Origin of the sequence: Metabacillus sp. 84 (genome assembly GCF_050107715.1) — a bacterium.
In the GTDB taxonomy this organism is placed as follows: Bacteria; Bacillota; Bacilli; order Bacillales; family Bacillaceae; genus Metabacillus_B.
On sequence record NZ_JBNILN010000014.1, the window covers coordinates 34,785 to 57,122 of the forward strand.

The 22,338-nt window shown below is 44.8% G+C and carries 37 protein-coding genes; all 37 read right to left on the reverse strand.

The window, feature by feature from the left end; genetic code table 11:
• Window position 1: 1 nt before the first annotated feature.
• On the reverse strand, window positions 2–796 hold the full coding sequence (locus ACQCV8_RS17535; RefSeq protein ID WP_426846653.1) for an energy-coupling factor transporter transmembrane component T family protein: 795 nt from the start codon (window positions 794–796) through the stop codon (window positions 2–4).
• Entirely contained in the window at window positions 793–1,662 is an 870-nt protein-coding gene (locus tag ACQCV8_RS17540) for an energy-coupling factor ABC transporter ATP-binding protein (protein ID WP_426846655.1), read from the reverse strand. Before ACQCV8_RS17540 ends, ACQCV8_RS17535 begins: the two co-directional genes overlap by 4 nt.
• Complete coding sequence (locus tag ACQCV8_RS17545) at window positions 1,638–2,477, reverse strand: energy-coupling factor ABC transporter ATP-binding protein (RefSeq protein ID WP_426846657.1); 840 nt, start codon at window positions 2,475–2,477, stop codon at window positions 1,638–1,640. The genes ACQCV8_RS17540 and ACQCV8_RS17545 overlap by 25 nt, the downstream gene beginning before the upstream one ends.
• Window positions 2,478–2,695: 218 nt before the next feature.
• Window positions 2,696–3,094 (reverse strand): 50S ribosomal protein L17, encoded by a 399-nt coding sequence (gene rplQ, locus ACQCV8_RS17550; RefSeq protein ID WP_426846659.1) that lies wholly within the window; start codon window positions 3,092–3,094, stop codon window positions 2,696–2,698.
• 63 nt (window positions 3,095–3,157) lie between these two features.
• Entirely contained in the window at window positions 3,158–4,102 is a 945-nt protein-coding gene (locus tag ACQCV8_RS17555) for a DNA-directed RNA polymerase subunit alpha (RefSeq protein ID WP_123913237.1), read from the reverse strand.
• Between the two features lie 182 nt (window positions 4,103–4,284).
• On the reverse strand, window positions 4,285–4,677 hold the full coding sequence (rpsK, locus tag ACQCV8_RS17560; protein ID WP_035406857.1) for a 30S ribosomal protein S11: 393 nt from the start codon (window positions 4,675–4,677) through the stop codon (window positions 4,285–4,287).
• A 21-nt stretch (window positions 4,678–4,698) separates the two neighbouring features.
• Window positions 4,699–5,064, reverse strand: coding sequence for a 30S ribosomal protein S13 (gene rpsM, locus ACQCV8_RS17565; protein WP_426846662.1), 366 nt, complete (start codon window positions 5,062–5,064; stop codon window positions 4,699–4,701).
• A 23-nt stretch (window positions 5,065–5,087) separates the two neighbouring features.
• Entirely contained in the window at window positions 5,088–5,201 is a 114-nt protein-coding gene (gene rpmJ / locus ACQCV8_RS17570; RefSeq protein ID WP_003156543.1) for a 50S ribosomal protein L36, read from the reverse strand.
• A gap of 35 nt (window positions 5,202–5,236) precedes the next feature.
• Entirely contained in the window at window positions 5,237–5,455 is a 219-nt protein-coding gene (infA, locus tag ACQCV8_RS17575) for a translation initiation factor IF-1 (RefSeq protein WP_028390440.1), read from the reverse strand.
• A 259-nt stretch (window positions 5,456–5,714) separates the two neighbouring features.
• Window positions 5,715–6,461 (reverse strand): type I methionyl aminopeptidase, encoded by a 747-nt coding sequence (gene map, locus ACQCV8_RS17580; protein WP_426846666.1) that lies wholly within the window; start codon window positions 6,459–6,461, stop codon window positions 5,715–5,717.
• Entirely contained in the window at window positions 6,458–7,111 is a 654-nt protein-coding gene (locus tag ACQCV8_RS17585) for an adenylate kinase (RefSeq protein WP_426846668.1), read from the reverse strand. Before ACQCV8_RS17585 ends, map begins: the two co-directional genes overlap by 4 nt.
• Before the next feature lie 57 nt (window positions 7,112–7,168).
• Window positions 7,169–8,467: a preprotein translocase subunit SecY gene (secY, locus tag ACQCV8_RS17590; RefSeq protein WP_426846670.1), complete on the reverse strand. Its 1,299-nt coding sequence runs from the start codon at window positions 8,465–8,467 to the stop codon at window positions 7,169–7,171.
• Window positions 8,467–8,907, reverse strand: coding sequence for a 50S ribosomal protein L15 (gene rplO, locus ACQCV8_RS17595; protein WP_426846672.1), 441 nt, complete (start codon window positions 8,905–8,907; stop codon window positions 8,467–8,469). The genes secY and rplO overlap by 1 nt, the downstream gene beginning before the upstream one ends.
• Window positions 8,908–8,940: 33 nt before the next feature.
• Window positions 8,941–9,123, reverse strand: a complete 183-nt coding sequence (gene rpmD, locus ACQCV8_RS17600) for a 50S ribosomal protein L30 (protein WP_426846674.1) — start codon at window positions 9,121–9,123, stop codon at window positions 8,941–8,943.
• Between the two features lie 13 nt (window positions 9,124–9,136).
• Window positions 9,137–9,637: a 30S ribosomal protein S5 gene (rpsE, locus tag ACQCV8_RS17605; RefSeq protein WP_426846676.1), complete on the reverse strand. Its 501-nt coding sequence runs from the start codon at window positions 9,635–9,637 to the stop codon at window positions 9,137–9,139.
• Window positions 9,638–9,660: 23 nt separating this feature from the next.
• Window positions 9,661–10,023: a 50S ribosomal protein L18 gene (gene rplR, locus ACQCV8_RS17610; protein ID WP_426846678.1), complete on the reverse strand. Its 363-nt coding sequence runs from the start codon at window positions 10,021–10,023 to the stop codon at window positions 9,661–9,663.
• Between the two features lie 33 nt (window positions 10,024–10,056).
• The gene (rplF, locus tag ACQCV8_RS17615; RefSeq protein WP_426846680.1) at window positions 10,057–10,593 is read right to left on the reverse strand and encodes a 50S ribosomal protein L6; all 537 of its coding nucleotides are present in this window, start codon (window positions 10,591–10,593) and stop codon (window positions 10,057–10,059) included.
• Window positions 10,594–10,621: 28 nt separating this feature from the next.
• Complete coding sequence (gene rpsH / locus ACQCV8_RS17620) at window positions 10,622–11,020, reverse strand: 30S ribosomal protein S8 (RefSeq protein WP_123913230.1); 399 nt, start codon at window positions 11,018–11,020, stop codon at window positions 10,622–10,624.
• Between the two features lie 31 nt (window positions 11,021–11,051).
• Window positions 11,052–11,237: a type Z 30S ribosomal protein S14 gene (locus tag ACQCV8_RS17625; RefSeq protein WP_082883739.1), complete on the reverse strand. Its 186-nt coding sequence runs from the start codon at window positions 11,235–11,237 to the stop codon at window positions 11,052–11,054.
• Window positions 11,238–11,257: 20 nt separating this feature from the next.
• Window positions 11,258–11,797, reverse strand: a complete 540-nt coding sequence (gene rplE / locus ACQCV8_RS17630; protein WP_426846683.1) for a 50S ribosomal protein L5 — start codon at window positions 11,795–11,797, stop codon at window positions 11,258–11,260.
• 25 nt (window positions 11,798–11,822) lie between these two features.
• Window positions 11,823–12,134: a 50S ribosomal protein L24 gene (rplX, locus tag ACQCV8_RS17635; protein ID WP_426846685.1), complete on the reverse strand. Its 312-nt coding sequence runs from the start codon at window positions 12,132–12,134 to the stop codon at window positions 11,823–11,825.
• Between the two features lie 37 nt (window positions 12,135–12,171).
• Window positions 12,172–12,540 carry a 50S ribosomal protein L14 gene (rplN, locus tag ACQCV8_RS17640; protein WP_426846687.1) on the reverse strand — a complete coding sequence of 123 codons (369 nt, stop codon included), beginning with the start codon at window positions 12,538–12,540 and terminating at the stop codon, window positions 12,172–12,174.
• Between the two features lie 40 nt (window positions 12,541–12,580).
• Complete coding sequence (gene rpsQ, locus ACQCV8_RS17645; protein ID WP_035406815.1) at window positions 12,581–12,844, reverse strand: 30S ribosomal protein S17; 264 nt, start codon at window positions 12,842–12,844, stop codon at window positions 12,581–12,583.
• A 21-nt stretch (window positions 12,845–12,865) separates the two neighbouring features.
• Window positions 12,866–13,069, reverse strand: a complete 204-nt coding sequence (gene rpmC, locus ACQCV8_RS17650; protein ID WP_426846689.1) for a 50S ribosomal protein L29 — start codon at window positions 13,067–13,069, stop codon at window positions 12,866–12,868.
• Complete coding sequence (gene rplP / locus ACQCV8_RS17655; RefSeq protein WP_426846691.1) at window positions 13,059–13,493, reverse strand: 50S ribosomal protein L16; 435 nt, start codon at window positions 13,491–13,493, stop codon at window positions 13,059–13,061. Before rplP ends, rpmC begins: the two co-directional genes overlap by 11 nt.
• Window position 13,494: 1 nt before the next feature.
• Window positions 13,495–14,151, reverse strand: a complete 657-nt coding sequence (rpsC, locus tag ACQCV8_RS17660; RefSeq protein ID WP_426846693.1) for a 30S ribosomal protein S3 — start codon at window positions 14,149–14,151, stop codon at window positions 13,495–13,497.
• Between the two features lie 3 nt (window positions 14,152–14,154).
• Window positions 14,155–14,496 carry a 50S ribosomal protein L22 gene (gene rplV / locus ACQCV8_RS17665; RefSeq protein WP_426846695.1) on the reverse strand — a complete coding sequence of 114 codons (342 nt, stop codon included), beginning with the start codon at window positions 14,494–14,496 and terminating at the stop codon, window positions 14,155–14,157.
• Between the two features lie 17 nt (window positions 14,497–14,513).
• Window positions 14,514–14,792: a 30S ribosomal protein S19 gene (rpsS, locus tag ACQCV8_RS17670; RefSeq protein WP_035406800.1), complete on the reverse strand. Its 279-nt coding sequence runs from the start codon at window positions 14,790–14,792 to the stop codon at window positions 14,514–14,516.
• Between the two features lie 57 nt (window positions 14,793–14,849).
• Window positions 14,850–15,680 (reverse strand): 50S ribosomal protein L2, encoded by an 831-nt coding sequence (gene rplB / locus ACQCV8_RS17675; RefSeq protein WP_426846697.1) that lies wholly within the window; start codon window positions 15,678–15,680, stop codon window positions 14,850–14,852.
• A gap of 29 nt (window positions 15,681–15,709) precedes the next feature.
• Window positions 15,710–15,997 (reverse strand): 50S ribosomal protein L23, encoded by a 288-nt coding sequence (rplW, locus tag ACQCV8_RS17680; RefSeq protein ID WP_035406795.1) that lies wholly within the window; start codon window positions 15,995–15,997, stop codon window positions 15,710–15,712.
• The gene (gene rplD, locus ACQCV8_RS17685) at window positions 15,997–16,620 is read right to left on the reverse strand and encodes a 50S ribosomal protein L4 (RefSeq protein WP_426846699.1); all 624 of its coding nucleotides are present in this window, start codon (window positions 16,618–16,620) and stop codon (window positions 15,997–15,999) included. Before rplD ends, rplW begins: the two co-directional genes overlap by 1 nt.
• Window positions 16,621–16,647: 27 nt before the next feature.
• Complete coding sequence (gene rplC / locus ACQCV8_RS17690; RefSeq protein WP_426846701.1) at window positions 16,648–17,277, reverse strand: 50S ribosomal protein L3; 630 nt, start codon at window positions 17,275–17,277, stop codon at window positions 16,648–16,650.
• A 42-nt stretch (window positions 17,278–17,319) separates the two neighbouring features.
• The gene (rpsJ, locus tag ACQCV8_RS17695) at window positions 17,320–17,628 is read right to left on the reverse strand and encodes a 30S ribosomal protein S10 (RefSeq protein ID WP_029282834.1); all 309 of its coding nucleotides are present in this window, start codon (window positions 17,626–17,628) and stop codon (window positions 17,320–17,322) included.
• Window positions 17,629–17,957: 329 nt separating this feature from the next.
• Entirely contained in the window at window positions 17,958–19,148 is a 1,191-nt protein-coding gene (gene tuf, locus ACQCV8_RS17700) for an elongation factor Tu (protein WP_426846704.1), read from the reverse strand.
• A gap of 111 nt (window positions 19,149–19,259) precedes the next feature.
• Window positions 19,260–21,338, reverse strand: coding sequence for an elongation factor G (gene fusA / locus ACQCV8_RS17705; RefSeq protein WP_426846706.1), 2,079 nt, complete (start codon window positions 21,336–21,338; stop codon window positions 19,260–19,262).
• Between the two features lie 53 nt (window positions 21,339–21,391).
• Complete coding sequence (gene rpsG, locus ACQCV8_RS17710) at window positions 21,392–21,862, reverse strand: 30S ribosomal protein S7 (protein ID WP_426846708.1); 471 nt, start codon at window positions 21,860–21,862, stop codon at window positions 21,392–21,394.
• 42 nt (window positions 21,863–21,904) lie between these two features.
• The gene (gene rpsL, locus ACQCV8_RS17715) at window positions 21,905–22,327 is read right to left on the reverse strand and encodes a 30S ribosomal protein S12 (protein WP_426846710.1); all 423 of its coding nucleotides are present in this window, start codon (window positions 22,325–22,327) and stop codon (window positions 21,905–21,907) included.
• Between the last annotated feature and the right edge of the window lie 11 nt (window positions 22,328–22,338).

Genomic DNA, 22,338 nt, shown 5'->3' on the forward strand with positions numbered 1-22,338 from the left:
CCTAGGATCGGAACAGAAGGAGCAGAATGGTAAGGACGAGCAGCAGGACCATCAGGAACGAATCCTGCCTGTCCCATTTCAGCTGTCTGTACTTGGTGCGGCCTTCTCCACCCTGATATCCTCTTGCTTCCATTGCAGTGGCCAGCTCTTCCGCTCTTTTAAAAGCACTGATAAAGAGAGGAACGAGCAGTGGCACAATAGACTGAACTCGCTTTGCGATCGGTCCGGAGGAAAAGTCTACCCCGCGCGCCATCTGAGCCTTCATAATTTTGTCCGTTTCATCCGTCAGTGTCGGAATAAACCGTAAGGCTATGGACATCATCAGGGCAAGCTCATGAACAGGGAGCTTCATTTTTTTGAACGGATCCAAAAGATTCTCCATCCCGTCAGTCACCTCAATGGGGGTTGTTGTCAAGGTCAGAAGCGTTGTCATCAGGATGAGATACAAAAAGCGAAGCGAGATGAATATCCCTTGCCTCAAGCCCCCTTCATGCACAGACAGGAAGGAAAACTGGAAAAGGACCGGGCCTTCCTTTGTCAGGAAAATATGCAAAACAAAGGTGAAAAGAATAATCCATAGAATCGGCTTTAGTCCTGATGCAAGAAACCTTGGCGGAAGTTTTGAGAGCGACACAACGAAAAGGGTAAACAGCCCTAATATCGCATAGGTAAGAATGTTGTTCGCTAAAAAGACAATGAATACAAAGAGAAATACGAGCAGGAGTTTCGAACGCGGATCAAGTTTATGAACAAATGAATGTCCTGGAACGTATTTTCCGATAATAATGCCGTTCACTGGCCTCCCTCCTTTATATAAAAGGATTGAATGGCCCGAACCGTTTCCTCCATAGTAAGAGGATTGCCTTCAAGCTGGATGCCTAGCTTTGACTCAACAGCATGTTTAAACTGGACGGTCTCCGGAAGCCTTAATCCTGTTTCCCTCACTTTTTCAGAGGAAGCAAATACCTCTTGGGGCTTTCCTTTTAGCTTAACGGTTCCTTGATGAAGGACGATCAATTCATCAGCATAACCAGCTGCGTCCTCCATGCTGTGCGTGACAAGAATGGTCGTCAGCCCCTTATCCATATGAAGCTGATAAAACATGTTCATAATATCATGGCGGCCCCTGGGATCGAGTCCCGCCGTAGGCTCGTCCAAAACAATGACCTCCGGCTCCATTGCCAGCACTCCCGCTATTGCCGCTCTTCTCATCTGGCCTCCGCTTAAATCAAAGGGAGAACGTTCAAGAACTTCTTCCGGCAGGCCGACCATTTTGGCCATATGTCTGGCTTTTACCCTTGCTTCTTCTTCCGGCATGCCGAAATTCATAGGACCAAACATGATATCTTTTTCTACCGTTTCTTCAAAAAGCTGATGCTCTGGAAACTGAAATACAATTCCAACTTTTTTCCTTACGGCTTGTAATTTCTTAGCTTTCTCATTGGCCTGAATGGTTCGTTCCCCGAGGGTGATCGAACCGGATGTTGGCTTTAACAGCCCGTTTAGATGCAGCAGAAGCGTCGACTTCCCGGAGCCGGTGTGGCCGATGATCGCCGTATAGGAACCAGATTGAATGTGCATATCGATATCATAGATGGCACGTTTTTCAAAAGGGGTACGCGGATTGTACGTATGTTCTAAGCTTTTCGCTGTAATGTCCATAGCTCATCCACCAATCCTTGTTCTGTGAGGTGATTTTTCTGCAGCGGAATGCCCGCTTTTCGCAGTTCACGGCTCAGTTTATATGAAAACGGGAGATCGAGTCCAATCCGGGACAGCTCCTCTCCCATAGAGAAAATAGTTTCAGGTGTTCCCTCTTTCAGCTTCCTTCCCTTGTTCATCACAATGATGCGGTCTGCTTTCGAGGCCTCTTCCAGATCATGGGTAATGGAGATGACGGTAACGGCGCTTTGTTCATTCAAAAGGCGGACAGTGTGCATGACATCGCTTCGTCCGGCAGGGTCAAGCATAGAGGTTGCTTCGTCCAGAATCATAATCTGCGGTTTCACGGCCAGTACGCCTGCAATGGCAACACGCTGCTTTTGACCGCCTGACAGATGGTGCGGCTCTTGATCGAGAAAAGCATCCATCTTAACTTGCTTTGTTGCCCAATCCACCCGTTTAATCATCTCATCCCGGGGGATTCCGTTGTTTTCCAGACCAAAAGCCACATCATCCTTGACTGTAGTTCCCACAAACTGATTATCGGGGTTTTGAAAGACCATGCCGACTTTTTTTCGAACATCCCATATTGTATGTTCTGAAAGCTCGGTCCCATCAATGCTGACTTTTCCTTTAGAAGGCAGCAGCAATCCGTTCAGGATCCGGGCAAGGGTCGATTTTCCTGAACCGTTATGGCCTACAACAGCGAGCCATTCCCCTTCATAGATGCTCATGCTCACCTCATCTAAAGCAGGTTTTTCACGTTCCGGATAGGAAAAGGTTACATGTTCCACTCTTGCAATCTCTTTACGCATAGCCTGCTCCTCTCAACTCTTTTCTAAAAATCGCTGTAAATAAAAAAAAACTCTACTAACTGGGATTGGCGGACAGAATCTGTCCGCCATGTTCTCAGTCGTATTCGGCTCCTTACAGCGTTACTGCTGTCTATCCGCCTATGAAGACCATGATGCTTCGGTCTCCATCGTAAAAAAGGGCAAATCAGCTTAAAGCTGTCCCGCCCTCTTTACATTACTTACACAAGCTCAATGATGACCATTGGAGCTCCGTCTCCGCGACGAGGTCCAAGTTTCATGATGCGAGTGTATCCGCCTTGACGTTCACCATAACGGCCTGCGATATCAGAGAAAAGTTTTTCCAAAGCATATACAGCTTTTTCTTTATCTTTTCCGTTTTTATCTTGACCTGCTGGTACCATTTCAGCAATTTCGTTGCGAACGAATGAAGCTGCCTGGCGGCGCGCATGAAGATCTCCGCGTTTTCCTAGAGTAATCATTTTATCAACAACGGAACGCAATTCTTTTGCACGAGCTTCAGTCGTTTCGATGCGCTCGTTGATAATTAGATCAGTAGCCAAGTCACGAAGCATTGCTTTACGTTGTGAGCTAGTGCGGCCCAATTTTCTGTATGACATGTGATGTCCCCTCCTTTGAATAGGCTTTGCGTGTGTTTAACACACAAATGACTAGCGAACCGGTCAGTCGTCTTTGCGAAGACCCAATCCAAGTTCATCTAGTTTCGCTTTAACTTCTTCAAGAGATTTGCGTCCAAGGTTGCGAACTTTCATCATATCTTCCTCTGTTTTGTTCGCAAGTTCCTGAACCGTATTGATTCCGGCACGTTTCAGACAGTTGTAGGAACGTACGGAGAGATCCAATTCTTCAATTGTCATCTCTAATACTTTCTCTTTTTGGTCTTCTTCTTTTTCAACCATAATCTCAGCATTTTGAGCTTCATCAGTCAAGCCGACAAAAATGTTCAGATGTTCAGTCAAAATTTTGGCGCCTAAGGCAACTGCCTCTTTAGGTCCATTGCTTCCGTCAGTCCAGACGTCAAGTGTAAGCTTATCAAAGTTAGCCACTTGTCCTACCCTGGTATTTTCTACTTGGTAGGATACGCGGGCAACCGGTGTATAGATAGAATCGATCGGGATGACTCCGATAGGCTGATCTTCGCGCTTGTTAGCATCAGCAGGAGTATATCCGCGTCCTCTTCTTGCAGTCAATCTCATTCGAAGCGTGGCATCTTTCGCCAGCGTTGCGATGTGAAGGTCAGGGTTCAGGATTTCAATATCGCTGTCATGAGTGATATCGGCTGCTGTAACAGCACCTTCTCCTTGAATATCAATCTCAAGTGTTTTTTCTTCTTCGGAATAGATTTTAAGAGCAAGCTTCTTAACGTTTAAGATAATAGAAGTAACATCTTCTACGACGCCTTCAATCGTCGAAAATTCATGCAGGACACCGTCGATTTGGATCGATGTTACAGCAGCACCTGGGAGTGAGGACAACAAAATACGACGTAAGGAGTTACCCAAAGTTGTACCATATCCGCGCTCGAGTGGTTCGACGACGAATTTGCCGTACTTGGCATCTTCGCTGATTTCAACCGTTTCGATTTTTGGTTTTTCAATCTCAATCATTCAATAAAACCCTCCTTCAAAACGTCGAAACCCCGGTTAGAGATTTAGCAGCTAAACCCAACCGAAATTCCCCATTGTAATGTCCCGATTGTGCACAGCAGCAGAATTGGGAAATTCTGCTTTCAATTATATACTGTATCATAACCCATTATAGACAGGGATACGAAATCTATACAGAAAATTTACACACGACGGCGTTTTGGCGGACGGCATCCATTATGAGGAACTGGAGTAACATCTCTGATTGCAGTTACTTCTAGACCAGCAGCTTGAAGAGCACGGATTGCAGCTTCACGGCCGGCACCAGGACCTTTAACGGTTACTTCCAAAGTTTTCAAACCATGTTCGATGGAAGTTTTTGCTGCAGTTTCAGCAGCCATTTGGGCAGCAAAAGGAGTAGATTTACGTGAACCTCTGAATCCTAAAGCACCTGCGCTTGACCAAGATACCGCGTTTCCGTGAGTATCAGTGATCGTAACGATTGTATTGTTAAACGTTGAGCGGATATGAGCAATACCAGCTTCAATATTCTTTTTTACACGGCGTTTACGAGTGTTTGTTTTACGTTGTGCCATAGAGCTTTAACCTCCTTTACCTTATTTCTTTTTGTTCGCAACAGTACGGCGTGGGCCTTTACGTGTACGAGCATTGTTTTTAGTGTTTTGTCCGCGAACAGGTAAACCGCGGCGGTGGCGAAGACCACGGAAGCTTCCGATTTCGATAAGACGCTTGATGTTAAGGGAGATTTCGCGGCGAAGGTCTCCTTCTACTTTCAGCTTATCAATTACTTCACGGATTTTTCCAAGTTCTTCTTCGGTAAGATCGCGTACACGAGTATCCTCAGAAACTCCAGCTTCAGCAAGAACCTTCTGAGCAGTTGTACGGCCAATCCCGAAAATGTAAGTTAATGAAATTACAACGCGCTTTTCGCGTGGAATATCTACACCAGCAATACGAGCCATTTGTCAGTGCACCTCCTTATGTTTTATCCTTGTTTTTGTTTATGCTTTGGATTCTCACAAATAACCATGACTTTTCCTTTTCTGCGAATAACTTTACATTTTTCGCAAATCGGTTTCACGGACGGTCTAACCTTCATGTGTTTTCCAACCTCCTTGATAGTTCGGAGTGCTTTTATTTAAAACGGTACGTAATTCTGCCACGGGTCAAATCGTACGGAGATAATTCTACCGTAACTTTGTCTCCAGGTAAAATACGAATGAAATGCATGCGGATCTTTCCTGAGACATGCGCCAAGACTGTATGACCGTTCTCAAGTTCTACTTTAAACATCGCATTAGGCAGCGTCTCTTGGACAGTACCTTCAACTTCAATTACATCATCTTTAGCCATTAAGTTGTTCTCCCTTCTTCAAATCAGCAACCTGACAAACTGGCAATTCCATATAGCCGGCAGCTATAGAAGGATTGCCGCTTTATTTACACTGCTCTGAACTTCCGGAGATACGCAATTAAAGAACTTAAAGTGGTGGATGTGTTCTGGGGAGAATGAAACTTCCGTTTGTCTCCATCTGCCACTATAACGAGACTCAAACTTCCGGAGTTCTGCTTCCGTCTGCAGTCTGTTAAAGCGTCATCGCCTTTTTTTGCATTTAAGCTTTTGTTAGGATTTCATAACCAGTTTCAGTGATGGCAATCGTATGCTCAAAATGAGCGCACTTTTTACCATCGACAGTTACAACCGTCCAGTTATCCTGAAGGGTTCTAACGTATCTTGAACCCGCGTTGACCATCGGTTCAATTGCCAGAACCATGCCGGGTTTCAGCCTAGGCCCTTTGCCTGGCGGTCCAAAGTGAGGAATTTGCGGATCTTCATGAAGTTCCTGTCCTACACCATGCCCAACATATTCTCTGACGATTGAAAATCCTTCGCCTTCTGCATAGAGCTGGATAGCATGAGAGATGTTTGATAAACGATCTCCAGGCTTAGCTTCATTCAGCCCTCTATATAAAGACTCTTCTGTAACGTCCAGCAGCTTTTGCGTTTCTTCGGAAATGGCGCCTACCGGATATGTCCAGGCTGAGTCACCGTGATAGCCATTATACTTAGCACCGATATCGATGCTGATAATGTCTCCTTCATTTAACACCCGGTCGCCCGGAATGCCGTGAACGAGCTCTTCGTTGACAGAAGCACATATGCTTCCGCGGAATCCATTATACCCTTTGAAGGAAGGAATTGCATGATGCATGCGTATAAACTTTTCGGCAATACTATCCAATTCTTTCGTCGTAATACCGGGCTGGATATGTTTTTTTAATTCCTGATGGGTCAGTGCAACGATCCGGCCAGCTTCCTTCATGATTTCAATCTCACGCGGAGTCTTGCAGATGATCATTCAGCTGATCCCCCAAGCAGGGCTTTGATATCTGTAAACACTTTACGGATATCCTGCTGCCCGTCGATCTGTCTTACATAGCCTTTCTGGCTATAGTAGTCTAGAAGCGGCTTGCTTTGTTTCACGTTAACTTCCAAACGGTTAGAAACCGTTTCTTCGTTGTCATCGGCGCGCTGATAAAGCTCTCCGCCACATTTGTCGCAAACACCCTCTTTTGCAGGAGGATTAAAGACTAAGTGGTAAGTAGCTCCGCAATCTTTGCATATGCGGCGGCCGGTCAATCGTTCCATAAGGATGCTCTTATCCACATCGATATTAATCACGTGGTCAAGCTTTTTGCCAAGATCAGAGAGAATCGTTTCCAGTGCCTCTGCCTGTGCTACGGTACGGGGAAAACCATCAAGCAAGAAACCTTTTTCACAATCATCTTTGCCCAATCTTTCGCGAACAATACCGATTGTCACTTCGTCAGGTACAAGCTCGCCCTTATCCATGAAGGATTTTGCCTGAAGACCTAATTCCGTTTCTTCCTTTATTGCTGCTCGGAACATATCTCCAGTTGAGATATGAGGGATTTGATATTCTTCTGTGATTTGTTCTGCCTGAGTTCCTTTACCGGCACCGGGCAGACCCATTAATACTAGATTCATCCGATTTCCCCCTCAGTCTCTATATAAAGGGAATGGGCGCAGCTGCGTCCCATTACCTTACTGTTTAATAAAGCCTTTGTAATTACGTTTTACAAGCTGGCTTTCCAGCCCTTTCATTGTCTCAAGCGCAACTCCGATTACAATCAGCAAGCTTGTTCCGCCAATCTGTGCGGATTGGGGAAGACCGGCAAATGCAATAAACAGAGTAGGAAGAGTGGCAATGACTGCAAGGAAAATAGCGCCGACAAATGTTAAACGGTACAAAACCTTTGTTAAATATTCCTGTGTGCTTTTTCCGGGACGAATCCCTGGAACATATCCGCCCTGCTTCTTTAAGTTATCGGCCATCTGTTCAGGATTAACCTGGACGAACGCATAGAAATACGTGAAGGCGACAATCAAAGCAACGTAGATGGTGGCTCCAATCGGATGAGTTGTTGTGAGATTGGTCGTGATCCAGCTCGTCACAGCATTTTCTCCGAAGAAATTAGCGATCGTCGGCGGTGTAATCAGGAATGATACCGCGAAGATTACAGGAATTACGCCTGCAGGATTCACTTTCAGCGGAAGGTGAGTGGACTGGCCGCCACCTTGCGGACCTGAACCTGATGCCCTTTTAGCGTATTGAATAGGGATTTTGCGAAGTGCCTGCTGCACGAAGATTGTTCCGACAATAATAGCCAGGACGGCAATCACAAGCAGGATCAGGATCACTATTCGCAAGAACAGCTGATCTCCCGCATCAGTAAATAACTGAGCATAAATCTGGTTGAGAGTAGTAGGAATTGCTGCAACAATTCCGGCAAATATGATGATGGAGATACCGTTCCCCACACCCTTTGCCGTGATCTGCTCCCCAAGCCACATCAAGAAAGCAGTACCTGCTGTTAGGACCACTGCTATCAGGAGATAGGAAGGTACACCAGCGTTCTCAATCAATGTGCCGCCAAGCAGGTTGTTAAACCCGATCGACATACCAATTGCCTGGATGAAACCAAGAACAATGGTGAAATATCTCGTAAATTGAGCCAATTTACGTCTTCCAACTTCACCTTGCTTAGACCACTCCGTGAACTTCGGTACTACATCCATTTGAAGGAGCTGAACAATAATGGAGGCGGTGATATACGGCATAATTCCCATTGCAAGAATGGAGTAATTAAACAGTGCTCCCCCGCCAAATGTGTTCAAGACTCCGAAAACGCTCATTTGATCCTGGGCAGCAAGGGCTTCCGTGTTGACTCCAGGAACAGGGATGAATGTCCCGATACGAAATACGATAAGCATTAAAAGAGTGAATATAATTTTGTTTCTTATATCACTCACGCGCATGAAATTGGAGATTGTTTTAAACATTAGATCACCTCAGCTGTACCGCCGGCAGCTTCAATTGCTTCTTTCGCGGAAGAGGAGAATTTGTTCGCTTTTACAGTGAGTTTCTTCTCGATGCTGCCTTCGCCAAGAATCTTCACGCCGGCTTTTGTGCTGCTAAGCACGCCAGTTTCAAGAAGAAGCTCAGGAGTAACTTCTGCACCATCCTCGAAACGGTTCAGTCTGTCAAGGTTAACAACCGCGTACTCTTTGCGGTTGATATTCTTGAATCCGCGTTTAGGCAAACGTCTGAATAGTGGAGTTTGACCACCCTCGAATCCAGGACGAACACCTCCGCCAGAACGGGCGTTTTGACCTTTATGACCTTTACCAGCGGTTTTACCGTTGCCAGATCCGATTCCACGGCCTAAACGATTGCGTTCGCGGCGTGAACCTTCTGCTGGTTTCAATTCATGAAGTTTCATCAGGACACCTCCTTATTTATCGAACAAATACGATTATTGTTCTTTTACTGATACCAAGTGTGATACTTTGTTGATCATGCCGCGGATAGCCGCGTTGTCTTCGTGTACCACTGTTTGGTGCATTTTGCGCAAGCCAAGTGTTTTAACTGTTACACGCTGGTTTTCAGGACGTCCGATAACACTGCGAGTAAGGGTGATCGCTAATTTGTTTGCCATTATCTTTCCCCCCTTATCCTAACAGTTCTTCTACAGATTTTCCACGAAGCTTAGCAACTTCTTCAGCTTTCTTAAGTTGCTTTAAGCCTTCAAGTGTCGCACGAACCATGTTGATTGGTGTGTTGGAGCCCAGGGATTTAGATAGGATGTCACCTACACCTGCAAGCTCAAGCACTGCACGAACTGGTCCGCCTGCGATAACTCCGGTACCTTCTGAAGCAGGCTTCAGCAGAATGTTGCCGGCTCCGAAACGTCCGATCACTTCGTGTGGAATGGATGTACCTACCATTGGTACAGTAACTAGGTTCTTTTTCGCATCTTCAATTGCTTTACGGATTGCTTCTGGCACCTCTTGCGCTTTACCTGTACCGAATCCAACTCGGCCATTCTTGTCGCCTACAACAACAAGTGCAGCAAAACGGAAGCGACGACCACCTTTAACAACCTTAGCAACGCGGTTTACGGTAACTACACGTTCTTCAAACTCTGATTTAACTGAGTCATTACGACGCATACTGTGTTTCCCTCCTTTTCCTATTAAAATTCAAGTCCAGCTTCGCGGGCAGCGTCAGCAAGAGCTTTGATACGACCGTGGTAAAGGTATCCTCCACGATCAAATACGATAGATTTATGACCTTTATCAACAGCACGCTTTGCAACAAGCTCTCCAACTTTTTGAGCTGCATCAAGGTTTGCAGTAGATTCAAGATTTAAATCTTTCTCCATGGAAGAAGCACTAACGATGGTTACACCGTTTGTATCGTCGATCAGTTGAGCATAAATATGTTTATTTGAACGGAACACATTCAGACGAGGTCTTTCAGCTGTCCCGAATAGCTTTGAACGTACGCGGGCATGTCTTCTTTTACGCACAGAATTTTTGCTAGCTTTAGTGATCATCAGGGTCACTCCTTTCTTAGCCATTAAGCGGCATTACTTCGCAGTTTTACCTTCTTTACGGCGTACAAATTCACCTTCATAGCGAATACCTTTGCCTTTGTAAGGCTCAGGCGGACGAGTAGCACGGATGTTAGAAGCGATAGCTCCTACGCGCTCTTTGTCTGTACCTTTAACGATAACTTTCGTTTGAGTAGGCACTTCGATTTCGATTCCTTGTTCTGGTGTAATCTCAACAGGGTGAGAGTAGCCAACGTTCAGGATCAGTTTGTTTCCTGATTTAGAAGCACGGTAACCTACACCGACAAGCTCCAAGCCTTTTTCAAACCCTTTGGAAACACCTTCTACCATGTTTCCGATGATGCTGCGGGTTGTACCGTGAAGGGCACGGTGATCTTTATGATCGGAAGGACGGCTGACCGTTAGTACGTTTTCCTCGATGGAAATCGTAATGTCCGGGTGGAATGTGCGAGTCAATTCCCCTTTAGGACCTTTAACGGTAACCGTGTTCTCGTTCATTTTGATTGTAACATCAGATGGGATCTCAAGCAGTTTTTTACCGACACGAGACATAATTTACACCTCCATTCTTATTAACTTATTACCAAACGTATGCTAGTACTTCTCCGCCAGCTTGTTTAGCACGGGCTTCTTTGTCAGTGATGACACCTTGAGAAGTTGAGATGATTGCGATTCCAAGGCCGTTAAGTACGCGAGGTACTTCAGTCGCTTTCGCATAAACGCGAAGACCAGGCTTACTGATTCTTTTTAGACCAGTGATAACGCGCTCGTTGTTTGAACCGTATTTAAGGAAGATGCGGATAACACCTTGTTTGTTGTCTTCGACGTATTCTACGTCACGGACAAAACCTTCACGCTTCAAGATTTCAGCAATCTCTTTTTTGATTTTTGAAGCAGGAACTTCCAGCTTCTCATGACGTACCATATTCGCATTACGGATGCGAGTAAGCAAATCTGCAATCGGATCTGTCATAACCATTGTTAAATTACCTCCTTCCCGTTATGGGGTATTACCAGCTAGCTTTCTTAACGCCAGGAATTTGTCCTTTATAAGCAAGTTCACGGAAACAAATACGGCAAAGTTTAAATTTGCGAATCACAGAATGTGGACGTCCGCAGCGTTCGCAGCGAGTATATGCCTGAACGTTAAACTTTGGAGAGCGTTTTTGTTTCGCGATCATAGATTTTTTGGCCACGATTTCGCCTCCCTTTACGATTATTTTTGGAATGGCATTCCAAACTGGGTAAGTAGTTCACGAGCTTCTTCGTCTGTATTAGCAGTTGTAACAATAACGATATCCATACCGCGAACCTTAGTAACTTGATCGTAATCAATTTCAGGGAAGATCAATTGCTCTTTAACACCTAGAGTGTAGTTGCCGCGTCCGTCGAAAGACTTTTTGGAAATTCCGCGGAAGTCACGTACACGTGGTAAAGAAACAGATACCAATTTGTCCAGGAATTCGTACATGCGCTCGCCGCGAAGTGTTACTTTCGCACCGATCGGCATGCCTTCACGAAGACGGAAACCGGCGATTGATTTTTTCGCACGGGTGATAACCGGCTTTTGACCAGCGATCGCAGTAAGCTCTTCAACAGCGTTGTCCAAAGATTTGGAGTTTGCTACTGCTTCACCCACACCCATGTTAATCACGATTTTTTCAAGTTTAGGAACTTGCATTACGGATTTATAGCTAAACTTGCTCATTAGAGCAGGAGTTACTTCTTTTACAAACTTTTCTTTAAGGCGGTTCATATGATAGACCTCCCTTCCTTAGTTACTATTTATCTAGAGATTCACCAGATTTTTTTGCAACACGTATTCTTTTGCCGTCAACCATTTTAGAACCTACACGAGTTGGTTCTCCGCTTTTAGGGTCAATCAGCATTACGTTGGATACATGGATTGGCGACTCTTGGCTGACGATTCCGCCTTGAGTGTTTGTTTGTGTTGGTTTAGAGTGTTTTTTTACAACATTCACACCTTCAACCAGCACACGGTCTTTCTTAGGGTAAGCTTCAAGCACTTTACCTTGCTTGCCTTTATCCTTACCAGAGATAACCATTACATTATCACCTTTTTTAACATGCATCTTGTCCGCACCTCCTTAGTAAGGCAATAAATTTTAATTAAAGAACTTCTGGAGCCAGGGAAACAATCTTCATAAAGCTGTTTTCACGCAGCTCACGAGCAACTGGTCCGAAAATACGCGTTCCGCGCGGGCTTTTGTCATCACGGATGATTACACAAGCATTTTCATCGAAACGAATGTAAGAACCGTCAGTACGGCGTGCACCGCTCTTTGTACGAACGATAACAGCCTTAACTACGTCTCCTTTTTTAACAACGCCTCCTGGTGTTGCTTGTTTAACCGTACACACGATTACATCACCAATGTTAGCTGTTTTACGTCCGGATCCGCCAAGGACTTTAATTGTTAGTACTTCACGTGCTCCAGAGTTGTCAGCAACTTTTAAGCGAGATTCTTGTTGAATCATTCACGTTACCTCCCTTCGGAATTCACTATCCGAACATTTATTAGATAATAACAGCTTCTTCAACGATTTCTACAAGACGGAAACGTTTTGTCGCAGATTGCGGACGAGTTTCCATGATTCTTACGATATCGCCAATTTTAGCTTGGTTTTCTTCGTCATGCGCTTTGAACTTCTTAGAGTACTTTACTCGTTTGCCGTATAGAGAATGAGTTTTGTAAGTTTCAACTAGAACAGTGATGGTTTTATCCATTTTGTCGGATACAACACGGCCAGTGTATACCTTACGCTGGTTGCGTTCACTCATTTTGCAAACCTCCTCTCGGGTTTATCGATTATTAGAAGCGATCTCTCTCTCGCGGATTACAGTTTTCATACGAGCGATTGCTTTACGTACTTCACGGATGCGAGCAGTGTTTTCAAGCTGGCCGGTAGCAAGCTGGAAACGAAGGTTGAAAAGCTCTTCTTTAAGGGATTTTACTTTTTGTTCGATTTCGGCAGTGGTTAAATCACGGATATCATTAGCTTTCATTTGATTCACCACCAATTTCCTCGCGTCTCACGAATTTTGTTTTAATCGGCAGTTTGTGAGATGCAAGACGCAATGCTTCACGAGCAACTTCTTCAGGTACACCTGCAATCTCAAACAATACTTTACCTGGTTTAACTACAGCGACCCATCCCTCAGGAGCACCTTTACCGGAACCCATTCGGACTTCTAGAGGCTTAGCAGTATAAGGTTTGGAAGGGAAAATTTTGATCCATACTTTACCGCCACGTTTCATGTAACGAGTCATCGCGATACGAGCTGCCTCGATTTGACGGTTTGTGATCCAAGATGCTTCCAAAGCTTGAATGCCGTATTCACCAAAGTGTACTTCCGCACCGCCTTTTGCACGGCCGCGCATTTTTCCGCGATGCTCTCTGCGATACTTAACACGTTTAGGCAATAACATATTATTTTCCTCCTTCCTCAGATTTCTTCTTAACAGGAAGAACTTCTCCACGATAGATCCATACTTTGACACCTAGTTTACCGTAAGTAGTGTCTGCTTCTGCTGTACCGTAATCGATGTCAGCGCGAAGTGTGTGAAGTGGAACAGTTCCTTCACTATAATGCTCAGAGCGAGCGATGTCAGCTCCGCCAAGACGGCCTGAAACCATTGTTTTAATTCCTTGTGCACCAGCGCGCATTGTGCGTTGAAGTGCCTGCTTTTGAGCACGGCGGAAAGAAATACGGTTTTCCAGCTGACGAGCGATGTTATCAGCTACAAGTTTAGCATCAAGATCTGCTCTTTTAATTTCAAGGATGTTGATGTGCACGCGTTTACCAGTGAGTGAGTTAAGAGCTTTACGAAGCGCTTCAACTTCAGTACCACCTTTACCGATAACCATTCCTGGCTTAGCAGTGTGGACTGTTACGTTAATGCGGTTAGCAGCACGCTCAATTTCCACTTTGGAAACAGATGCATCATTCAGGCGTTTGTTGATGTATTCACGAACTTTGATATCTTCGTGTAAAAGATCAGCGTAGTCTTTGCCTGCGTACCATTTTGATTCCCAATCACGAATCACACCGACACGGAGACCGACTGGATTTACCTTTTGACCCACAGCTTATCCCTCCTTCTTTTCTGATACGATAATAGTGATATGACTCGTACGTTTGTTAATCGCACTTGCACGGCCCATTGCACGCGGACGGAATCTTTTCAAAGTCGGTCCTTCGTCAACGAATGCCTGTGAAATGACAAGGCTGTTAATGTCCATTTCATAGTTGTGCTCAGCGTTAGCAACTGCAGAGTTTAATACTTTTTCAATAACCGGAGAAGCTGCCTTCGGAGTGTGACGAAGGATTGCAACTGCTTCACCGACTTGCTTTCCTCGAATTAAGTCCATTACCAAACGTGCTTTACGAGGAGCAATACGAACTGTTCTAGCGACAGCTTTAGCTTGCATTTAAATGCCTCCTCTCATTAGCGTCTTGTTTTTTTATCGTCGTTACCGTGGCCTTTGTAAGTACGAGAAGGTGCGAATTCACCTAACTTGTGGCCAACCATGTCTTCCGTTACATAAACAGGAACGTGTTTGCGTCCATCATAGACTGCGATCGTGTGACCAATGAATTGAGGGAAGATTGTAGAACGGCGAGACCAAGTTTTAATAACTTGTTTCTTTTCAGTTTCATTCAATTTTTCCACTTTAACCATCAAGTGATCATCCACGAAAGGTCCTTTTTTCAAGCTGCGACCCATGCGAGTACCTCCCTTCGTGATTGCGCTACGGTTCGGTCGAACCGTAGTTCAACCCCGTTATTTTTTACGACGACGTACGATAAACTTATCGGATTTGCTGCTCTTTTTACGTGTTTTAGCTCCAAGAGTCGGTTTGCCCCAAGGAGACATAGGTGATTTACGTCCAATTGGTGAACGTCCTTCACCACCACCGTGAGGGTGATCGTTAGGGTTCATTACAGATCCGCGGACTGTTGGGCGTTTGCCTAACCAGCGTGAACGTCCTGCTTTACCAATGTTGATCAGTTCGTGCTGCTCGTTGCCGACCTGGCCGATTGTAGCACGGCAAGTAGCAAGAATCATGCGAACCTCACCGGAATTCAAACGGACAAGTACGTATTTGCCTTCTTTACCAAGGACCTGTGCAGATGTTCCTGCAGAACGTACAAGCTGTCCGCCTTTTCCAGGCTTAAGCTCGATGTTGTGTACCACTGTACCAACTGGAATGTTTTGAAGTGGAAGAGCGTTACCCACTTTAATGTCAGCTTCTGTGCCGGACATGATTTCCATTCCAACTTTAATGTTTTTAGGAGCAAGAATGTATCTCTTTTCTCCATCTGCATAGTGAATCAATGCAATGTTTGCAGAGCGGTTTGGATCATACTCGATTGTAGCAACGCGGCCTGGTATACCATCTTTGTCGCGTTTGAAATCAATAATACGATATTGGCGCTTATGGCCACCGCCATGATGACGAACCGTGATTTTACCTTGGTTGTTGCGTCCAGCTTTTTTGCTTAACGGAGCAAGCAAGGATTTTTCCGGCTTATCAGTAGTGATCTCTGCAAAATCAGATACTGTCATACCACGTCGACCGTTGGAGGTCGGTTTGTATTTTTTAATCGCCATCTCAATTTCCCTCCTTCACTTATATAGTATTAAACTTCAAAAAGTTCGATTTCTTTAGAGTCAGCAGTCAATGTAATGATAGCTTTTCTTCTGCGATTTGTAAGTCCGCTGTAACGGCCAACACGTCTGAATTTACCTTTGTAATTCATAACGTTGACTTTCGCTACTTTCACACCGAAAATTGCTTCTACAGCATCTTTAACTTCCGTTTTATTAGCTCTTACGTCTACTTCAAACGTGTATTTTCTGTCAGCCATAATGTCAGTAGAATTTTCAGTGATCACGGGGCGCTTAATAATATCACGAGGATCTTTCATTATGCAAGCACCTCCTCTACTTTTTGCACCGCAGCTTTCGTCATCACAAGCTTTTCATGATTCAGTACATCAAGAACGTTGATGCTGTCAGCTGCAACAACAGTGATTCCCTGGATGTTACGTGTAGAAAGATCGACTTTCTCGTTAACATCAGCAGTAACAATCAATGCTTTTTTCTCAACAGAAATAGCTTTAAGAATGTTAACCATTTCTCTTGTTTTTACAGCATCCAGTGTCAGATCTTCAAGAACAACAAAATTGCTGTCCTGTACTTTAGATGACAAAGCAGATTTGATAGCCAAACGGCGCACTTTTTTAGGTAGTTTGTAAGCGTAAGAACGAGGTGTCGGTCCGAAAACTACTCCTCCTCCGCGCCATTGCGGTGAACGGATAGACCCTTGACGGGCACGTCCTGTTCCTTTTTGGCGCCAAGGTTTGCGTCCTCCGCCACGAACTTCAGAACGATTTTTTACTTTAGCATTTCCTTGTCTTAAGGAAGCTCTTTGCATGATAACCGCTTCGAAAAGAACAGCTTGGTTTGGCTCGATACCGAAGATCGAATCATTCAGTTCGATTTCACCAGCGTTATTTCCGCTTTGGTTTAACATAGTAACTTTTGGCATGATCCATTTCCTCCTTTCCCGGAAAAGTTATTTGGATTTTACTGCAGCTTTTACAGTAACTAAAGATTTTCTTGGACCCGGTACGTTACCTTTGATCAAAAGAAGATTGCGTTCTGCATCCACTTTAACGATCTCAAGGTTTTGTACTGTAACGCGCTCTCCACCCATACGTCCAGGGAGAAGTTTGTTCTTGAATACACGGTTTGGAGCAACAGGACCCATTGAACCCGGGCGGCGATGGTAGCGTGAACCGTGGGACATTGGTCCGCGGGACTGTCCGTGGCGTTTAATGGCACCTTGGAACCCTTTACCTTTTGAAATACCTGTTACATCTACTGTGTCTCCAGCAGTGAATAATTCAACTTTGACTTCCTGACCAACTTCGTAGTCTGCTGCGCTTACTCCACGAAATTCCTTAATGAAGCGCTTAGGCGCAGTATTTGCTTTTGCAACGTGACCTTTTGCCGGTCTGTTTACAAGCTTTTCACGTTTGTCATCAAAACCAACCTGAACTGCTTCGTAACCGTCGATTTCAGCCGTTTTCACTTGAAGAACTACGTTTGGAGCAGCCTCTACAACTGTTACCGGGATTAAATCGCCGTTTTCAGCAAACACCTGCGTCATACCGATTTTTCTACCTAAGATTCCTTTGGTCATTCGTCACACCTCCTATTTTTTTCTTCTATATAATATTGAACATTAAAGTTTGATTTCGATATCGACACCGGATGGTAAATCCAAACGCATTAACGCATCAACAGTTTGTGGTGTTGGGTTAATGATGTCGATTAGACGTTTGTGCGTACGCATCTCGAATTGCTCACGAGAGTCTTTGTACTTATGCACCGCACGAAGAATTGTGTAGATAGACTTTTCAGTCGGTAGCGGGATCGGACCAGATACGTTAGCACCTGAACGTTTCGCTGTTTCTACGATTTTTTCGGCAGATTGATCAAGAATCCTGTGATCATATGCTTTCAAACGAATACGAATTTTTTGTTTTGCCATTATTTTCCCTCCTTTTCGCCTACTTATTATAGACAGTTCTCAGTGAGAATTTCCCTCACACACTCGCCATGGCAAAGCGGCCGGGTGTGTCAGCAACCTCTCACATCATCGCAGTCAAAGACCAACATTCACTATTATATAAAAAATGAGCGTCAGTTGCAAGAAGAAATATAAATTTCTTCGTCTTTTACGCACCTCAAATATTATAACTTTTTTTAGGCAAAAAAACAAGGGCTGCTTTAAACTAACCAATTGTTCTTAATGAATTAGCATATAAATAGAAGAGCATAAAAAAAACGAGCGATTTCTCGCTCGTTTTTAGTAAGCAATTACTCAGTGATTGTAGCAACTACTCCGGCACCTACAGTACGTCCACCCTCACGGATAGAGAACTTAGTACCTTCTTCGATTGCGATTGGAGCGATTAGTTCAACAGTCATTTCGATGTTGTCTCCAGGCATAACCATTTCTACACCTTCAGGAAGGTTGCAGATACCAGTTACATCAGTTGTACGGAAGTAGAACTGAGGACGGTAGTTAGTGAAGAATGGAGTGTGACGTCCACCCTCTTCTTTAGAAAGTACATAAACTTCTGCTTTGAACTTTGTGTGTGGAGTGATTGTTCCTGGCTTAGCAAGAACTTGTCCACGTTGGATATCTTCACGAGCTACTCCACGAAGAAGTGCGCCGATGTTGTCTCCAGCTTCAGCATAGTCAAGAAGTTTACGGAACATTTCAACACCTGTAACAGTTGTTGATTTTGGCTCTTCAGCAAGACCGATGATTTCGATAACGTCACCGACTTTAACTTGTCCACGCTCAACACGTCCAGTTGCAACAGTTCCACGGCCAGTGATTGAGAATACATCCTCAACAGGCATCATGAATGGTTTTTCGATATCACGCTCAGGAGTTGGGATGTATTCGTCAACTGCGTTCATCAGTTCAACGATTTTCTCTTCCCACTCAGCTTCTCCTTCAAGAGCTTTAAGAGCAGAACCTTTGATTACTGGAATGTCGTCGCCAGGGAAATCGTACTCAGAAAGAAGGTCACGAACTTCCATTTCAACTAGTTCTAGCAATTCTTCGTCATCAACCATGTCACATTTGTTCATGAATACAACAAGGTAAGGTACACCTACTTGACGAGAAAGAAGGATGTGCTCACGAGTTTGAGGCATTGGGCCGTCAGCAGCAGATACTACTAGGATTCCGCCGTCCATTTGAGCAGCACCAGTGATCATGTTTTTAACATAGTCAGCATGTCCCGGGCAGTCAACGTGTGCATAGTGGCGTGTATCAGTTTCGTACTCAACGTGTGCAGTTGAGATTGTGATTCCGCGCTCGCGCTCTTCTGGAGCAGCATCGATCATATCATATGCCATCGCTGCACCTTTACCGCTGCGTTTAGCAAGTACAGTAGTGATTGCAGCTGTTAGAGTTGTTTTACCGTGGTCAACGTGTCCAATTGTACCGATATTGGCATGTGTTTTGGAACGGTCGAATTTTTCTTTACCCATTCGAAATGCCTCCTTAGAAAATTGAGTTAGTTATATTGATTCAGAAAGCAGGCAGGACCCGCCTTCTGAGCTTACATAAGTAGTTATACTTGAATAAAAGGGTAAAATCAATTACTCACCTTTATTTTTTTTGATGATTTCTTCTGAAATGGATTTTGGAACCTCTTCGTAGTGGTCGAAGTGCATAGTGAATGTTCCGCGTCCTTGTGTATTGGAACGCAACGCAGTTGCATAGCCAAACATTTCGGAAAGAGGAACCATTGCACGGACAACTTGAGCGTTACCGCGTGCTTCCATACCTTCAACGCGTCCACGGCGGGAAGTTACATCACCCATGATGTCTCCCATGTACTCGTCCGGAACGACCACTTCAACCTTCATAACAGGCTCAAGGATTACCGGGTTGCACTTGGAAACAGCGTTTTTCAGAGCAAGGGATGCCGCTACTTTAAATGCCATCTCACTGGAGTCGACATCATGGTAAGATCCATCCACAAGTGCTGCTTTAACGTCGATTAACTGATATCCTGCAAGGACACCGTTTTTCATTGAATCCTCTAGACCGGCTTGAACAGCTGGTACGTATTCACGAGGAACAACTCCACCGACGATCTTGTTTTGGAATTCGAACCCTTTACCTTCTTCGTTTGGTTCAAATTCGATCCAAACGTGTCCGAATTGTCCGCGTCCACCGGATTGGCGGGCAAACTTACCTTCGACTTTAGCTGAACCGCGGAAAGTCTCACGGTATGCAACCTGCGGAGCACCAACATTTGCTTCTACTTTGAACTCGCGACGCATACGGTCAACGATGATATCAAGATGAAGCTCACCCATACCAGAGATAATGGTTTGTCCAGTCTCAGGATCAGTATGAGCGCGGAAAGTTGGATCCTCTTCAGAAAGCTTAGTCAGTGCTGTAGACATTTTGTCCTGGTCAGCTTTTGACTTTGGCTCTACTGACAGGGAGATAACCGGCTCTGGGAATTCCATGGATTCCAAGATTACAAGGCTCTTTTCATCACACAGAGTATCACCAGTTGTCGTATCTTTCAATCCTACTGCAGCTGCGATATCCCCGGAGTATACAGTAGCAATTTCTTCACGGGAGTTAGCATGCATCTGCAGGATACGTCCTACACGCTCACGCTTGCCTTTCGTGGAGTTTTGCACGTAAGAACCAGAGTTAAGCACTCCAGAGTACACACGGAAGAAAGTAAGCTTCCCAACGTATGGATCTGTCATAACTTTAAACGCCAGAGCAGAGAACGGCTCATCGTCACCGGATTTACGAAGTACTTCCTCTTCAGAATCCGGAAGAATTCCTTTGATGGCAGGTACATCAGTTGGTGCAGGCAGGTAATCAAGTACCGCATCCAGCATCAATTGTACACCTTTGTTTTTGAAAGCAGATCCGCAAAGAACTGGGTAGAATTCAACGTCACAAGTACCTTTTCGGATAGCTGCTTTGATTTCATCAATCGTAAGCTCTTCACCGTCAAGATATTTCATCATTAATTCTTCATCAAGTTCTGCTACGGCTTCGATCAATTTGCTGCGCCATTCTTCAGCAAGTTCTTGATACTCTTCAGGAATTTCTTTTGCTTCGGAACGTGTTCCTAAGTCATCTTCGTAGAAATATGCTACGTTTTCTACTAGATCGATAATTCCCTCGAATTGATCCTCAGCACCGATTGGAAGCTGGATTGGATGCGCATTGGCCTGAAGGCGCTCATGCATCGTTTTTACGGAGTAAAGGAAATCCGCACCGATTTTATCCATTTTGTTAACGAATACGACACGAGGCACGCCGTATGTTGTAGCCTGGCGCCAAACTGTTTCAGTTTGAGGCTCAACTCCGGATTGTGCATCAAGAACAGCTACGGCACCATCAAGTACACGCAGGGAACGTTCAACCTCAACAGTGAAGTCTACGTGTCCCGGTGTATCGATAATGTTTACACGGTAACCTTTCCATGATGCAGTTGTAGCTGCAGATGTAATCGTGATTCCGCGTTCCTGCTCCTGTTCCATCCAGTCCATTTGTGAAGCTCCTTCATGAGTTTCACCAATTTTGTGGATACGTCCAGTGTAGAACAAAATCCGTTCTGTAGTCGTCGTTTTACCAGCGTCGATGTGAGCCATGATCCCGATATTACGAGTGTTTTCTAAGGAGAACTCTCTTGCCATCTTGGTAACTTCTCCTTCCTATAAAGAGGATTAGTGGGTTTTTTGTTTCGATCTTACCAGCGGTAGTGAGCGAATGCTTTGTTCGCTTCTGCCATTTTGTGTGTATCTTCGCGTTTCTTAACAGCAGCACCAGTGTTGTTGGCTGCGTCAAGAATCTCATTAGCCAAACGCTCTTCCATGGTTTTTTCACCGCGAAGACGAGCGTAATGCACTAACCAGCGAAGTCCAAGTGTAGTACGGCGGTCAGGACGCACCTCTACTGGTACTTGGTAGTTTGCTCCACCTACACGGCGAGCTTTTACTTCTAGAACTGGCATGATGTTTTTAAGCGCTTGTTCGAACACTTCCATTGGCTCTTTTCCGCTGCGTTCCTTGATTGAATCAAGTGCAGAGTAAAGAATGGTTTGTGCTTTTCCTCTTTTACCGTCAACCATAATGCGGTTTACCAAACGAGTGATAAGTTTGGAATTGTAAAGCGGATCAGGCAATACGTCTCTTTTTGTAACAGGACCTTTACGAGGCATGTTTTTTCCTCCTTTCACGAAATGATTCTATTTTTAGTTGAATTATTTTTTTGCAGCTTTCGGGCGTTTTGTTCCGTATTTGGAACGTCCTTGCATACGGCCGTCAACACCAGCAGTATCAAGCGCACCGCGAACGATGTGATAACGTACTCCCGGTAAATCCTTTACACGTCCGCCGCGGATTAGTACGACACTGTGCTCTTGAAGGTTATGTCCGATACCAGGAATGTAAGCTGTAACCTCGATTTGGTTGGTCAAGCGTACACGGGCATATTTACGAAGCGCGGAGTTCGGCTTCTTCGGAGTCATTGTACCCACACGTGTGCAGACACCGCGTTTTTGTGGTGATGATACGTTCGTGTGCTCTTTTTTGAAGCTGTTGTACCCTTTGTTCAATGCAGGAGACTTGGATTTTTCAATCTTGCTGATACGTCCCTTGCGAACTAGTTGATTAATAGTAGGCATGTTTTTTCCTC